At 76.0% G+C, this 14,037-nt stretch carries 16 protein-coding genes and 1 riboswitch; of the genes, 14 read left to right on the forward strand and 2 right to left on the reverse strand.

The features are described from left to right. Positions 1 to 14 precede the first annotated feature (14 nt). Positions 15 to 953 carry a methionyl-tRNA formyltransferase gene (gene fmt, locus LG379_RS10650; RefSeq protein ID WP_225754512.1) on the forward strand — a complete coding sequence of 313 codons (939 nt, stop codon included), beginning with the start codon at positions 15 to 17 and terminating at the stop codon, positions 951 to 953. Continuing rightward, entirely contained in the window at positions 950 to 2,500 is a 1,551-nt protein-coding gene (locus LG379_RS10655; RefSeq protein ID WP_225754513.1) for an RsmB/NOP family class I SAM-dependent RNA methyltransferase, read from the forward strand. The genes fmt and LG379_RS10655 overlap by 4 nt, the downstream gene beginning before the upstream one ends. Before the next feature lie 18 nt (positions 2,501 to 2,518). Here LG379_RS10655 and LG379_RS10660 read toward each other — a convergent pair whose 3' ends face one another. Then, positions 2,519 to 3,163, reverse strand: coding sequence for a dihydrofolate reductase family protein (locus LG379_RS10660; RefSeq protein WP_225754514.1), 645 nt, complete (start codon positions 3,161 to 3,163; stop codon positions 2,519 to 2,521). Positions 3,164 to 3,244: 81 nt separating this feature from the next. On the opposite strand from LG379_RS10660, the gene rpe reads away from it, so the two are divergent. The 9 genes from rpe (at position 3,245) to LG379_RS10705 (ending at position 10,213) form a co-directional block, all read left to right on the forward strand. Further along, positions 3,245 to 3,910, forward strand: coding sequence for a ribulose-phosphate 3-epimerase (gene rpe / locus LG379_RS10665; RefSeq protein ID WP_225754515.1), 666 nt, complete (start codon positions 3,245 to 3,247; stop codon positions 3,908 to 3,910). 73 nt (positions 3,911 to 3,983) lie between these two features. Then, positions 3,984 to 4,131: riboswitch (FMN riboswitch) on the forward strand. A gap of 173 nt (positions 4,132 to 4,304) precedes the next feature. Next, entirely contained in the window at positions 4,305 to 5,357 is a 1,053-nt protein-coding gene (gene ribD / locus LG379_RS10670) for a bifunctional diaminohydroxyphosphoribosylaminopyrimidine deaminase/5-amino-6-(5-phosphoribosylamino)uracil reductase RibD (RefSeq protein ID WP_225754943.1), read from the forward strand. Next, positions 5,357 to 5,986, forward strand: coding sequence for a riboflavin synthase (locus LG379_RS10675; RefSeq protein WP_225754516.1), 630 nt, complete (start codon positions 5,357 to 5,359; stop codon positions 5,984 to 5,986). The genes ribD and LG379_RS10675 overlap by 1 nt, the downstream gene beginning before the upstream one ends. Continuing rightward, positions 5,983 to 7,248 carry a GTP cyclohydrolase II gene (gene ribA, locus LG379_RS10680; protein ID WP_225754517.1) on the forward strand — a complete coding sequence of 422 codons (1,266 nt, stop codon included), beginning with the start codon at positions 5,983 to 5,985 and terminating at the stop codon, positions 7,246 to 7,248. Before LG379_RS10675 ends, ribA begins: the two co-directional genes overlap by 4 nt. After that, positions 7,245 to 7,712 carry a 6,7-dimethyl-8-ribityllumazine synthase gene (gene ribH / locus LG379_RS10685; protein WP_225754518.1) on the forward strand — a complete coding sequence of 156 codons (468 nt, stop codon included), beginning with the start codon at positions 7,245 to 7,247 and terminating at the stop codon, positions 7,710 to 7,712. The genes ribA and ribH overlap by 4 nt, the downstream gene beginning before the upstream one ends. Then, positions 7,713 to 8,420, forward strand: a complete 708-nt coding sequence (gene pnuC, locus LG379_RS10690; RefSeq protein WP_225754519.1) for a nicotinamide riboside transporter PnuC — start codon at positions 7,713 to 7,715, stop codon at positions 8,418 to 8,420. It begins immediately after the preceding gene. 93 nt (positions 8,421 to 8,513) lie between these two features. Next, positions 8,514 to 8,777, forward strand: coding sequence for a phosphoribosyl-ATP diphosphatase (locus LG379_RS10695; protein ID WP_225754520.1), 264 nt, complete (start codon positions 8,514 to 8,516; stop codon positions 8,775 to 8,777). A gap of 105 nt (positions 8,778 to 8,882) precedes the next feature. After that, positions 8,883 to 9,737 carry an ATP phosphoribosyltransferase gene (hisG, locus tag LG379_RS10700; protein WP_225754521.1) on the forward strand — a complete coding sequence of 285 codons (855 nt, stop codon included), beginning with the start codon at positions 8,883 to 8,885 and terminating at the stop codon, positions 9,735 to 9,737. A gap of 2 nt (positions 9,738 to 9,739) precedes the next feature. Then, a complete protein-coding gene (locus tag LG379_RS10705) occupies positions 9,740 to 10,213 on the forward strand; it encodes a PH domain-containing protein (protein WP_225754522.1) in 474 nt (157 codons plus the stop codon). Positions 10,214 to 10,366: 153 nt separating this feature from the next. Here the strand turns inward: LG379_RS10705 and LG379_RS10710 are convergent, their stop codons facing one another. Beyond that, positions 10,367 to 11,548, reverse strand: a complete 1,182-nt coding sequence (locus LG379_RS10710) for a DUF3866 family protein (RefSeq protein ID WP_225754523.1) — start codon at positions 11,546 to 11,548, stop codon at positions 10,367 to 10,369. 34 nt (positions 11,549 to 11,582) lie between these two features. On the opposite strand from LG379_RS10710, the gene LG379_RS10715 reads away from it, so the two are divergent. The 3 genes from LG379_RS10715 to LG379_RS10725 are packed head-to-tail and all read left to right on the forward strand — an operon-like array spanning position 11,583 to position 13,949. Continuing rightward, positions 11,583 to 12,608, forward strand: coding sequence for a YafY family protein (locus tag LG379_RS10715; protein WP_225754524.1), 1,026 nt, complete (start codon positions 11,583 to 11,585; stop codon positions 12,606 to 12,608). After that, the gene (locus LG379_RS10720) at positions 12,601 to 13,629 is read left to right on the forward strand and encodes a YafY family protein (protein ID WP_225754525.1); all 1,029 of its coding nucleotides are present in this window, start codon (positions 12,601 to 12,603) and stop codon (positions 13,627 to 13,629) included. Before LG379_RS10715 ends, LG379_RS10720 begins: the two co-directional genes overlap by 8 nt. Then, positions 13,626 to 13,949, forward strand: a complete 324-nt coding sequence (locus tag LG379_RS10725; protein WP_225754526.1) for a hypothetical protein — start codon at positions 13,626 to 13,628, stop codon at positions 13,947 to 13,949. Before LG379_RS10720 ends, LG379_RS10725 begins: the two co-directional genes overlap by 4 nt. Positions 13,950 to 14,037 lie beyond the last annotated feature (88 nt).

The following is a 14,037-nucleotide window of genomic DNA, read 5'->3' on the forward strand; positions in this document are numbered from 1 at the left end:
CCTACGATCGTCGGATGCGTCTGCTGTTCGCCGGTACCCCCGAGGTGGCGCTGCCGTCCCTCGACGCACTGCTCGACTCCACCCACGAGGTGGTCGCGGTCCTCACCCGGCCTGACGCCCCCGCCGGCCGCGGACGACGCCTCACACCCAGCCCCGTGCGGGTGCGTGCCGAGGAGGCCGGCGTGCCGGTGCTCACGCCCTCGAGCCTGCGCGATCCCGAGGTGGTGGACCGGATCGCCGCCCTCGACGTGGACCTCGCGCCCGTCGTGGCCTACGGGGCGCTGCTGCCGCCCGCCGTCCTCGACGTCCCCCGGCACGGCTGGGTGAACCTCCACTTCTCGCTGCTGCCGGCGTGGCGCGGCGCCGCCCCGGTGCAGCACGCCGTCCTGCACGGCGACGAGGTGACCGGGGCCACGACCTTCCGGATCGAGGAGGGGCTGGACACCGGCCCCGTGTACGGCACGCTCACCGAGACCGTGCGCCCTCGGGACACGTCGGGCGACCTCCTGACGCGGCTCGCCGCGGCCGGCGCGACGCTGCTCCGCGCGACCGTCGACGGCATCGCCGACGGCTCGCTCCGCCCGCAGCCGCAGTCCACCGACGGCGTGAGCCACGCCCCGCGCCTCACCGTCGACGACGCCCGCGTCCGGTGGGAGCACCCGGCCCTGGCCGTCGACCGCCGGGTCCGTGGCTGCACGCCGGCCCCCGGCGCCTGGACGACGCTGCCCGACGGCGCCCGGCTCAAGCTGGGCCCGGTCCGTCCCCGCGACGACCTCGAGCCGCTCCCGCCGGGGGTGCTCCGGTCGACGCGGGCGGGCGTCGTCGTCGGCACCGGGACGCACCCGGTGGAGCTCGGGGAGGTCGCGCCCGCCGGCAAGCGGATGATGCCCGCCGCCGACTGGGCCCGCGGGGCCCGCCTGCCCGACGACGCGCGGCTCGGCGGGACGCCATGAGCGCCGGCGAGGGCGGGGACGGGCGGCCCCGCCGAGGCGCCCGCTCCGGCTCCGGCTCCGACTCGGACCGCTCGGCGTCCGGACGCGACCGCGCAGGCCGCCAGCGTGGCCCTGCGCGGTCGTCCGGACGGCCCGCACCCCGGACCGCCCAGGCACCGGCGCAGCGACGGCGCGGCGGCGACCCGGCGCGGACCGCCGCGTTCGACCTGCTGCGGCAGGTCGCGGACTCCGACGCCTACGCGAACCTCGTGCTCCCGCCGCTGCTGCGGGAGCGCCGCATCGTCGGGCGGGACGCCGCGTTCGCGACGGAGCTGACCTACGGCACGCTCCGCCTGCGGGGGCGGCACGACGCGGTCATCGCCGTCGCCGCCAGCAGGTCGCTGGAGAGCATCGACCCGCCCGTGCTGGACCTGCTGCGCCTCGGCGTCCACCAGCTGCTCGCGATGCGCGTCCCCGCGCACGCCGCGGTCTCCGAGACGGTGGGGCTCGCCCGGACCGCCGTCGGGACGGGCGCGTCGCAGTTCGTCAACGCGGTCCTGCGCAAGGTGGGCGCGTCGACGGCGGAGGAGTGGCTCGCGCGCCTCGCCGACGAGGCACCGGACGAGGTCGCCCGTCTCGCCGTCGTCCACAGCCACCCGGCGTGGGTGGTCCGTGCGATGCGCCAGGCGCTGGTCACGGACGGCCGCGACGTCGCCGAGCTCGCCGAGCTCCTCGCCGCCGACAACGCGGCGCCCGCGGTGACGCTCGTCGCGCGCCCGGGCCTGGCGGACCGCGCCGACGTGCTCGCGGGCACCCGGGACGCACGGCCCGGGCGCTGGGCCCCGACGGCGGTCGTCCTGCCCGGCGGGGACCCGGTGTCGGTCGCCGGCGTGCGCGAGGCGCGCGTGGGGGTGCAGGACGAGGGCAGCCAGCTCGTCGCGCTGGCCCTCGTCGCCGCGGAGCCCGTGCGGGACGGTGAGCGGTGGCTGGACCTGTGCGCCGGTCCGGGCGGGAAGACGGCGCTCCTCGGAGCCGTCGCGGCGCAGCACGGCGGGCACGTCGTCGCCACGGAGGTGCAGCCGCACCGCGCGGAGCTGGTGCGCCGCTCCACCTCGGCCGTCCCGCCCGGCACGGTCACCGTCCGGTCCGCGGACGGGCGCGACGTCGGCGCCGAGGAGCCGGGCGCCTACGACCGCGTCCTCGTCGACGCCCCGTGCACCGGCCTGGGGGCCCTGCGCCGGCGACCGGAGGCGCGGTGGCGCCGCAGCAGCGCGGACCTGCCGGACCTCGGACGACTGCAGCGGGAGCTGCTCGCGTCGGCGCTCGACGCCGTGCGCCCCGGTGGGCTCGTCGCCTACGTCACGTGCTCGCCGCACGTGGCCGAGACCCGCCTCGTCGTCGACGACGTCCTGCGGCGCCGGGACGACGTCGAGCAGCTGGACGCACGGGAGGCCGTGCGGGCCGTCGCCGGCGACATCCCCCTCGGCGAGGGACCGGCGGTCCAGCTGTGGCCCCACGTCCACGGGACGGATGCGATGCACCTCGCCCTGCTGCGCCGTCGGGCCTGACCGCGCGCCGGGACCGGCTCAGCCGTCCCGACCGGTGCCGCGTCCGGGCGCGGACATGTCCCCGGTCCCCGGCGTGCCCTCCGCCAGGCCGTAGCGCAGGAGGACCGCGCCCTTCGGACCGGCGACGGGTGGTTCCAGCAGCGTGAGGCTCGTGGGCACCTCGCCGCCGTCGAAGACCTTCTTCCCGACGCCGAGCACGATGGGGTGCACCCACAGGTCGAGGCGGTCGAAGAGCCGCTCGTGCAGCAGCGTCTGCACGAGGTTGAGGCTGCCGACGACCTTCACCTGCTCGTGCCGGTCGCGCAGCTCGCGCACCGCGGCCGGCAGGTCCGGGCCGAGCTGCGACGACCCCGCCCACGACAGGTCCGGCCGGCCCCGGGACGCCACGTACTTGGGCACGCGGTTGAAGAGGGTCGCGATCGAGGTGTCCTCGCCGCCCTCCTGGTGCGGCCAGTAGGCCGCGAAGATCTCGTACGTCCGCCGGCCGAGGAGGAGCGCGTCGGTGCCCTCGTACGCGGCGGCGACCTGCTCGCCGCTGACGTCGTCCAGCAGCGGCGCCTGCCACCCGCCGAACGGGAAGCGCACCGGGTCCTCGTCCGGGCCCCCGGGCGCCTGCCCGACGAGGTCGAGGGTGGTGAACAGCTCGATGTGGATCTGGCCCATGGTCGTCTCCCGTCGTGGTCGTCCCGTCACGAGGTAGACCGGTGGGGCCCCGTGAACTCATCGCTGCGTCAGACTGCTGCCATGGACGTCGCGATCTCCCCGAGCATCCTCTCCGCCGACTTCACGAACCTCGAGGCCGAGCTGCACCGCATCGCGGACGCGGACTTCGCCCACGTGGACGTCATGGACAACCACTTCGTGCCGAACCTCACGCTCGGCCTCCCGGTGGTCGAGCGGATCGTCCAGGTCTCCCCGGTGCCGATCGACGTCCACCTCATGATCGAGGACCCGGACCGCTGGGCACCCGGCTACGCCGAGGCGGGTGCCGCGTCGGTGACGTTCCACGCCGAGGCCGCCCGGGCTCCGGTCCGGCTGGCGCGCGAGCTGCGGCGCCTCGGCGCACGCGCCGGCGTCGCACTGCGGCCGGCCACGCCCGTCGAGCCGTACCTCGACCTGCTCGCCGAGGTCGACATGGTCCTGATCATGACGGTCGAGCCGGGGTTCGGCGGGCAGGCGTTCATCGACGGCACCCTGCCGAAGATCCGCCGGACCCGTGCCGCGATCGCCGCCTCCGGCCTGGACGTGTGGGTGCAGGTCGACGGTGGCGTCTCCACGGAGACGGTGGAGCGGGCCGCCGATGCGGGCGCCAACGTCTTCGTCGCCGGGTCGGCGGTGTACGGCAGCGACGACGCCGCCGCTCGCATCGCCGAGCTGCGCCGCCTGGCGTCCGCCGCCCACGGCCACTGAGGCGCGACCCGTCCGCCGTCGGCGGACACGCGGCCGGACGGCGTCGGGCCGTGGCAGAATTCGGCTCGAACACGTACGTGCTCCGGGGTCGGTGCAATTCCGAACCGGCGGTGACAGTCCGCGACCCGGCCCGTGCAGTCGCCCCAGGGTGACGGCGGGACGGTTGACCTGGTGGAACTCCAGGACCGACGGTGACAGTCCGGATGGGAGGAAGCACGTGGTGGTCGTGCACGGTCCTGGTGCGCCTCCTCGGGGGCGTCCGACCGGCCCTCCGCGGCCGGGCGCGGCAGTGCACGACCGCTGACGCGTCCTGCCGCGTCGTACCCCGGAGCACCTGAGGCTCGGGAGGTGCACGGTGGAGGACGCGGGCACGCGCGCCGCACTCGACGCCGCCATGCTGCGCGCGCTCGAGCTGGCGGGTCGCGGACCCGCCCACGGGCCGAACCCGCGCGTCGGGTGCGTGCTCCTGGACCGCCGGGGGACCGCCCTCGGTGAGGGCTGGCACGCCGGTGCCGGGAGCCCGCACGCGGAGGTCGCCGCACTGGAGGCGGCCCGCCGAGCCGGCGCGGACGTCCGCGGCGCCACGGCCGTCGTCACCCTCGAGCCGTGCAACCACACCGGACGCACCGGCCCGTGCACGGAGGCGCTCCTCGCCGCGGGCGTGACCACGGTCGTCCACGCGGTGGACGACCCCGACCCGGATGCCGCCGGGGGCGCCGACCGGCTCCGCGAGGCGGGCGTCGACGTCGTCGGCGGCCTGCGCCGCGGCGAGGGGGAGGAGCTCCTGCGGGTCTGGCTGCACGCCGTCCGCAGCGGCCGGCCGTGGGTCACCCTCAAGCTCGCCGCGACGCTCGACGGGCGCGTCGCCGCGGCGGACGGCACGAGCCGGTGGATCACCTCCGCCGCGTCACGGCGCCACGCCCACGCCCACCGCGCCCTCGTCGACGCGATCGCCGTGGGCACCGGGACGGCCCTCGCCGACGACCCGGCCCTCACGGTCCGCCCCGAGGAGGGCGAGCCGCCGGCCCACCAGCCGCTGCGCGTCGTCGTCGGCCGCAGGGACGTGCCCGAGGGCGCGCGCCTGCGGGAACCGGGCGGCGCCCTCGTCCAGGCCAGGTCGCACGACGTCGGGGAGGTCCTGGCCGTGCTCGCGGAGCGGCGCGTCCGTCACCTGCTCGTCGAGGGCGGCCCCACCCTGGCGGCCGCGTTCCTGCGCGCCGGCGCGGTCGACGAGCTCCACGCGTACGTCGCCCCCGTCCTCCTCGGCGCCGGCCCGACCGCCGTCGCGGACCTCGGCATCGCGTCCATCGGCGGGGCGTCCCGCTGGCGCACCGTCGAGACGGTCCGGCTCGACGACGACGTCCTCGTCGTCGCCCGCCCGTCGGGACCACGCGCCGGAACCACCACCAGCAGCACGACCAGCAGTCCGAGCACGGAGGAGACCTGATGTTCACCGGCATCGTGGAGGAGGTCGGCGAGGTGCTGGCCGTCGAGCACACCGGCGAGGACGCGCGGCTCCGGCTGCGTGGTCCCGTCGTCACCGCGGGTGTCCGCCCGGGCGACTCGATCGCGGTCTCCGGCGTCTGCCTGACGGTCACCGCGCTCGGGGACGACGGGACCTTCGCGGCCGACGTCATGCCGGAGACCTTGCGCCGCAGCACCCTGGGCGGCCTCGCGCCGGGGGACCGGGTGAACCTGGAGCGGGCGGTGCGCGCGGACGGCCGCCTCGACGGTCACCTGGTGCAGGGACACGTCGACGGTGTCGGCGAGCTCGTCAGCCGCACCCCGGGGCCGCGCTGGGACGACCTCGTCCTGCGGCTCCCCGCGGCGCTCGCCCGGTACGTCGCGGAGAAGGGGTCGATCGCCGTGTCGGGCGTCTCCCTCACGGTGACGCACGTCGGGGACGACACGTTCGGCGTCTCCCTCATCCCGACGACGCTCGCCGCCACCACCCTGGGCGGACTGCGCCCCGGTGACCGGGTCAACCTCGAGGTCGACGTGGTCGCGAAGTACGTGGAACGGCTGCTCGGCGCCCGGCCGGGCGCCTCGCCCCACGACGAGGAGGCATCGGCATGACGGCAGCAGCGATCCGGCTGGGCACGGTCGAGGAGGCGGTCGAGGCGCTGCGCGCCGGGCGGCCGGTGCTCGTGGCCGACAGCCCCGACCGCGAGAACGAGGCCGACGTCGTGCTCGCGGCCCAGTCCGCGACCACCGAGTGGGTCGCGTGGACCATCCGGCACTCCTCGGGCTACCTGTGCGCCCCGATGCCCGGCACGCGGGCGGACGCCCTGGACCTGCCGCTCATGGTGCCGTCGAGCCAGGATCCCCGCCGCACCGCGTACACGGTCACCGTGGACGCGGCGGCGGGCGTCACGACCGGCATCTCCGCCGCGGACCGCGCCCACACGCTGCGGGTCCTGGCGGACCCCGCGTCGGGACCGTCCAGCGTCATCCGGCCCGGCCACGTCCTGCCGCTGCGCGCGGTGCCGGGCGGCGTGCTGCACCGGGCCGGGCACACGGAGGCGGCCGTCGACCTCTGCCGGCTCGCGGGTCTGGAGCCGGTCGCGGGGATCGCGGAGCTCGTCCGCGACGACGGGGCGATGATGCGCCTCGACCAGGCCGCGGTGCTCGCGCAGGACGAGGGCCTCGTGCTCCTCACCATCGCCGACCTCGTCGACTGGCGCCGGCGTACCGGTGACCTCCCCACGGAGGAGGCGCCTGCCCCCGAGGCACGGGTGCAGCGCACGGGCAGCGCCCGACTGCCGACCCGCCACGGCGACTTCGCGGTGCACGGCTACCGCGACCTGCGCACGGGTGCCGGGCACGTCGCGCTCGTGCCCGAGGACGTCGAGCACCCCGCCGCGGTCCCGGTCGTCCGCGTCCACTCCGAGTGCCTGACGGGCGACGCGTTCGGCTCGCTGCGCTGCGACTGCGGGCCCCAGCTGGACGCGGCCCTGGAGCGCGCCGCCAAGGAGGGCGGCGCCGTCGTCTACCTGCGCGGGCACGAGGGGCGGGGCATCGGTCTGCTGGCCAAGATCGACGCGTACGCGCTGCAGGACGCCGGACGGGACACCGTCGAGGCGAACCTCGAGCTCGGCCACCCGGCCGACCGCCGCGAGTACGGCGCCGCGGCCGCGATGCTCACCGACCTGGGGCTGAGCAGGATCCGTCTGCTCACCAACAACCCCGCGAAGGTCACCGGGCTGGCCGCGTCGGGCGTGGACGTCGTCGAGGTGGTCCCGCACGAGGTCGGGCGGACCACCGAGAACGCCGCGTACCTGCACACCAAGGCGGTGGCGATGGGCCACCTGCTGACCCTGGAGGAGGACACCCCATGAGCGGAGCCGGAGCTCCCACCCTCGAGCTCGACGGCCGCGGGCTGCGCGTCGTCGTCGTCGCCGCGAGCTGGCACGACGTCGTCATGGACGGCCTCGTGGCCGGCGCGCAGCGCGCGCTCGAGCGCGCTCAGGTCACCGACGTCGCCCTGGTGCGGGTACCGGGCTCGTTCGAGCTGCCCGTGGCGGCGCTGCACGCCGCTCGGACGGGCGCGGACGCCGTCGTCGCCCTCGGCGTGGTGATCCGCGGCGGGACGCCGCACTTCGACTACGTGTGCCAGGCGGCGACCCAGGGGCTGACCGACGTCGCCCTGCAGACGGGCACGCCGGTCGGCTTCGGCGTCCTCACCTGCGACGATGAGGCCCAGGCGCTGGACCGCGCGGGCCTCGAGGGCTCCCGCGAGGACAAGGGTGCCGAGGCGGCGGAGGCCGCCGTCGCGACCGTCCTGGCGCTGCGCGGGCTCTGAGTGGGACCCCTCGAGTGGCTCTTCGGCGCGGAGCTGACGATCGCCGGCGCCCCGATCCTGTGGCGCGAGATCGTCGGCAACGCGTTCGGCCTGGCGTCGGCCGTCGGCGGCATGCGGCGGCGCCTGTGGGCGTGGCCTGTCGGCATCGTCGGCAACGTCCTGCTCTTCACGGTCTTCCTCGGCGGGGTCTTCGACACGCCCCAGGCCAAGGACCTGTACGGCCAGGCCGGGCGGCAGGTGTTCTTCGTCGCCGTCGCTGTGTACGGCTGGGTCCGGTGGCGCGAGACACAGCGGTCCGGCGGGCCCGGTGCTGCCGCCGTCGTGCCGCGCTGGGCGGGGGCGGCGGGCTGGCTGCAGCTGGGCGTGGGCGCCGTCGTCGGCACGGTCGTGTTCGCGCTGGTGTTCCAGGCGCTCGGCTCGTGGGGGCCGTGGGCGGACGCGTGGATCTTCACCGGCTCGCTGCTCGCGACGTACGGGATGGCGCGGGGCTGGACGGAGTTCTGGCTCGTCTGGATCGCCGTGGACGTCGTCGGCGTGCCGCTGCTGCTGCGGGCCGGCTACTACCCCTCGGCGGTCCTCTACGCCGTCTACGGCGTGGTCGTCGCCTACGGCTTCACGGTCTGGCTGCGTGCGCAGCGCCAGGAGGGCGTCCCGGCACCGGAGCGGGCCGCGGTGGCCGGCACCGGGACCGCCGTCCTGGTCGAGTGACGCCGCGGTGCGGCGGGCCGGTCTCCCGGGTGGGCTGCCCGTGCGCGGGACGCCGCTGCCCGGCTCCGCCACGGGGAACTAGGCTCTGACGACGTGAAGACCTTCGACACCCTGTTCGCCGAGCTGTCCGAGAAGGCCCGCACGCGACCCGAGGGATCCGGGACCGTCGCCCAGCTCGACGCCGGCGTCCACGCGATCGGCAAGAAGGTCGTCGAGGAGGCTGCCGAGGTGTGGATGGCCGCCGAGCACGAGGGCGACGACCGGACCGCGGAGGAGATCTCGCAGCTGCTCTACCACCTGCAGGTCCTCATGCTCGCCCGCGGCCTCACCCTCGAGGACGTCTACTCCCACCTGTGACCCGTCGGCGGCGCAGCCCCTCGGGCGACCGCCGCACCCGGTCCTGCTGCACCCTGAGCCGGACCACCCCGACCGACCGACCGCCTCGAACAGACCAGGACACCCGTGCTGCGCATCGCCGTCCCCAACAAGGGCTCGCTGTCCGAGCCGGCCTCCGCCATGCTGCGCGAGGCCGGGTACAAGCAGCGACGTGACACCCGCGAGCTCGTGCTCGCCGACCCGGCGAACGACGTCGAGTTCTTCTTCCTCAGGCCACGCGACATCGCCGTGTACGTCGGGGCAGGCACGGTCCACGCCGGGATCACCGGTCGCGACCTCCTGCTCGACTCCGGGTCCTCCGCCGTGGAGCACCTGCCGCTCGGCTTCGCGCGATCGACGTTCCGGTTCGCCGCACCGCCGGCCGAGGGCCTCACGGGCGTGGGGGACCTCGACGGGCGACGGATCGCCACGTCGTACCCGATCCTCGTGGCCCAGCACCTCGCCGACCACGGTGTCGGCACGCCGCCCATCGTGCGCCTCGACGGGGCGGTCGAGACGGCCATCCAGCTCGGCGTCGCGGACGTCATCGCCGACGTCGTGGAGACCGGCTCGACCCTCCGGGCAGCGGGCCTGGAGGTCTTCGGCGACCCGATCCTCCGCTCCGAGGCGGTCCTCGTGCGGGCGGACGGCACCAAGGCGCCGCCGCCGGGGCTCGACGTCCTGACGCGCCGTCTGCAGGGCGTGCTCGTCGCCCAGCAGTACGTGCTCATGGACTACGACGTGCCGATCGCACTGGTCGAGCAGGCGGTCGCGATCACGCCAGGGCTGGAGTCCCCGACGGTGTCCCCGCTGCACAACAGCGAGTGGTCCGCCGTGCGCGCCATGGTCCGCCAGGACGAGACGAACCGCGTCATGGACGCGCTGTACGACGTGGGCGCCCGCGCGATCCTCGTCACGCAGATCCACGCCTGCCGCCTGTAGCGATGAGCACGCACGGCGACCGCCACGGCGGCGACCCGTACCGGCCGTTCCGACCCCGCGCGGCGCGGTGGGTGTCCACGGTGGTCGCCGTCGTCTTCGCGGTGGTCATCATCGGGCTGTCGTTCGTCGTGCCGTCCTACGCCACGGTGACGGTCGCGTGGCTCGACCGGCTCGGCTTCGCGCTGGTCGCGGCCGGCGGCGCGTTGCTGCTGCTGCGGCACGCCGCGGTGCGCGCGGACCCGAGCCCTGAGGGGCTCAGGGTCAGGAACCTGACCAGCACGCGCACGGTCACGTGGGCGGAGATCGTCTCGGTCCGGTTCGGGCACGGGCACCCGTGGGTGCAGCTCGACCTCGCCGACGGCGAGACGCTCGCCGTCATGGGCATCCAGCGGGCCGACGGCGCTCGGGCCGTCGCGGAGGCGAAGCGGCTCGCGACGCTCGTGGCGCGGCACTCGGAGACGAGCCGGGACGACTGACCCGAGCCTCGAGCAGCCGACGCCGGGATCCTTCGTCGGGCGCACCCGCACCGGACACGTGCACCTGCAGGGCCCGGATCGCCGGCCGGGCGTCCCGTCGCCCGACGACGAGCCCCCCTGACGAGGCGGTCTCCACGAGCACGTGGTGGTAGCTCAGTCCGACCGAGCCGCACGCAGCTGCTCGGCGTGGACACCGGCCACCGCGGCGGCGAGGAACGACTCGGGGTCGGAGTCCAGGCCGCGGCCCATCGTGGACAGCCGCACCGGCGTCTCCTCGAGCGCGGCCATGAGCCCGCGCTCCGCGGGCACCTCGACCAGCCGGTGCCGCCCCCGGGGGGCGCAGAGCTCCACCGCCTGACGGTGCACCTGCTCCAGGACCGCGCTCCGCAGGCCCGGGACCGACTCGTGGGAGGGGACCGGCACCGGCACGTCGGCAGGGTGCAGGGCGACACGCCCGTAGGCCGTGCGCGAGTGGTGGGAGACACCCAGGTGGCGCTCCCGCGGGTCCGCGCCGGAGACGCGCAGACCGGCCACCGCTCGCCCACCGAGGGCGCCGATCGCGTTGACAGCCTCCCCGGCTGCGACGCCGGAGAAGCCCCATCGGGTGCCCGTCCCGAGGTTGCCGGGCCCCTGCGCCAGGACCACGAGATCCACGTCGAGGACGTGCCGGGCGGCGAGCAGCCCGGTGTGCACGGTCACCGCCTCGAGGTCCCCACCGAAGGCCTGGCCCACGGTCACGCACGCGTCCACCCAGCCGGCGTCGCGCAGGCCGGCGACGCTGCGCGAGAACCAGGCGGGCAGCGCACCGCCGTCGGTCATGAGGTAGGCGACCCGGGGGAGCGGCCGCCCGGCCGCGAGCGCGGCCCACCGGGCACCGGCGACGACGGCCGGCACGGCGGAGTGCAGGTCCGCGACGACGACGGGCAGCCCGTCGAGGTCGTCCGCGTCCTCGAGCACGGCGTGGTGCGGCGACTCCTGCTCGTCCACGCCGAGCACCATGGCCTGCAGGGCGGTGTACCGCGCCTTGACGAGGTGGCCGGGGCCCGGCGCCGGGTCGGCGGGGAGCCGGTCCGGCAGCGCGACGACGAACGCGTACCCCCCGGTCCCCAGCCCCCGCGCCTGCGCGCTGACGTTCAGCAGCACCCGGTCGCCCACGACCGGCGTCCCGACCAGCTCCGTGTACGCCAGAGCCCGGAGCTCCGGCGCGAGGGACGCCCGGTCGTGCCCGGTCGCGGGACCCGAGATGCCGGGTGCCGTGATCGCCACACGGAGCTCGACGGCCCCCGGCCACGCCGTCCCGAGGGACACCACGGTTCCCGAACGCCACGTGATCACGCGGTCACGCTACCGGCCCACTAGCGTGGACCCGATGCCCGACTCCATCCCCCAGGCGGAGCGCCTGCTCAACCTCGTCATCGCGCTGGTCAACACGACCGCCCCCATGACGAAGGAGCAGGTGCGCTCGTCCGTGGCCGGGTACGACGACGGCGCCAGCACCGAGGCGTTCGACCGGAAGTTCGAGCGCGACAAGGACATCCTGCGCGACCTCGGTGTGCCGGTCGTGACCGTCACGGCGGCGGCGCACGGCGACGAGGTCGGCTACCGGATCGACACCGACGCGTATGCACTGCCCGCGCTGCAGCTGTCCGCGGCGCAGCTCGGCGTCCTGACGCTCGCGGCGGAGTTCTGGAACGACCAGACCCTGCGCGGCGACGCGTCCCGCGCCCTGACGAAGCTGCGCGTCGTCGGGGACACGCCGGCCGAGGCCGACGCCGTCGCGGGCCTCGCGCCCCGCGTCCACCCGGCCGGGCCGGCCCTCGCGCCTCTGCTGGACGCCGCCCACGACCGCCAGGTCGTCGCCTTCACGTACCGGGCCGCGAGCACCGGGGAGGTGCTCACGCGCCACGTCGAGCCGTGGCGGCTCGTCGCGAGCCGCGGCGGCTGGTACCTCGTCGGACGGGACCGGGACAGGGACGCGCCCCGCGTCTTCCGCCTCAGCCGCATCACGGGCCGGGTCCGCGCGGTCGGTGAGCGCGATGCCTTCGCCATCCCGGCCGACGTCGACCCGCTCGCGCTCGTCACCAGCGTCCAGCGCGCCGATGCCCGGACCGCCTGGCTCGCCATCGCGCCCGACCGGGCGGGCGCCCTGCGCGCCCGGGCCGCCGCGGAACCCGACCAGGTACCGGAGGGTGTCGTCGCGCCGGAGGGCTCGGACGTCGTGGCCGTCCCGTACCAGCGCACCTCCGACCTCGCCGACGAGATCACCGGCTACACCGACGCCGTCGTCGTGCTCGCGCCCCGGACGCTGCGGGACGCGGTGGTGACGCGCCTGCGCGCCGCCGTCGTCATGGGCGACCGCGTCGGCGTCGGCGCGCCCGAGGCCGACCATGGCTGACCGGACACCGGAACGGCTCGTCCGGCTCCTCGGGATGGTGGCCTACCTCGACCACACGGACGGTGCGACCGTCGAGCAGCTCGCCGCCCGGTTCGGCGTGAGCGCGCGGCAGGTGCTCGACGACGTCGACCTCCTGTGGATGACCGGGACCCCGGGCTACTTCCCCGACGACCTCATCGACTTCGACGCGGCGTCGCTGGACTCCGGGCTCGTCCGGCTCACGCAGTCCCGCGGGATGGGACGGGCACTGCGCCTCGGGACCCGCGAGGCGGTCGTGCTCGTCGCGGCACTGCGCGCGCTGCGCGAGTCCGTCGGGCAGGCCCTCGACGAGGACGAGCGCGAGGTCCTCGCGAGCACCCTGGAGATCCTCTCGGACGCGACGGGTGAGGCCGCGTCGACGGTCGACGTCCACATCGCGCTCGAGGCCGACCCCGCCGTGCTGGCACATGCCCGTGCGGCCGTCCGCGGTGGCCGCCGGGCGCACCTGCGCTACGTCGACGCCGCGGACCGCACGAGCGAGCGCGACGTCGACCCGTGGCAGCTGGTGACCGGCGACGAACGGTCCTACCTCCAGGCGTGGTGCCACAGCGCGGGTGGCGAGCGCCTCTTCCGGCTCGACCGCATCCTCGCCCTGGAGGTGCTCGACGCGCCCGTCACGCACCGGCCCGAGCGGCCGCACGCACCCGCGACCTTCGAGGCCGAGGCGGGGCACGAACGCGTCACCGTGGAGCTCTCCGGTCGGGCACGGTGGGTCGCGGAGCAGCTGCCCGTGGAGGGCGTGACCGACCTCCCCGACGGCGGCTTCCGCGTCACCCTGCCGATCGCCTCCCGGGCCTGGTTGCGCCGCCTGCTCCTGCGCCTCGCCGACGACGTCCGCGTGGTCGAGCCCGCTGGTCCGGCCACCGAGGCCGCCGCCGCGGCCGGCCGTGCACTGGCCCGGTACGGCGATGTCGGCAGCGACGGCGACGGGCGGGCGGACCGCGGTGCCGACGGCGACCGCGACGTTACGCTGCCCGGGTGATGTGGTTCACGGTCTGGACGCTGCTCGTCCTCGGCACCCTCGCCGGTGCCTTCTTCCTCGGTCGCGACCTCTACCGCAAGGGCCGCCGGCTGCTCGCCGAGCTCGACCGGGCGTCGCAGGTGTTCGGCGAGGCGGCGCAGCGCGGTGAGAGCCGCGCCGACGAGCTCGTCCTCACGGCACCGGCGCCGGTGGACCTGACCGACCCCGAGCCGGCCCGCGCCCGTCGGGCCCTCGCCGCAGCGGCCACCGGACGCCGCCGCGCCGCGCGGCAGGTCCGCCACGACGCGGCCTACGCCCGCTGGCGGTCGTTCACCCACTGACGACCGTCGCGTGACCCTGTCGTCAGGTTGCGCGGCTACCATCGGAGGAGCCGACCCCCGTGGGGCCGTGGTGCCGTCGCCGAGAGGA

It is taken from the genome of Actinotalea sp. Marseille-Q4924, from assembly GCF_916618755.1.
Lineage (GTDB): Bacteria > Actinomycetota > Actinomycetes > Actinomycetales > Cellulomonadaceae > Actinotalea.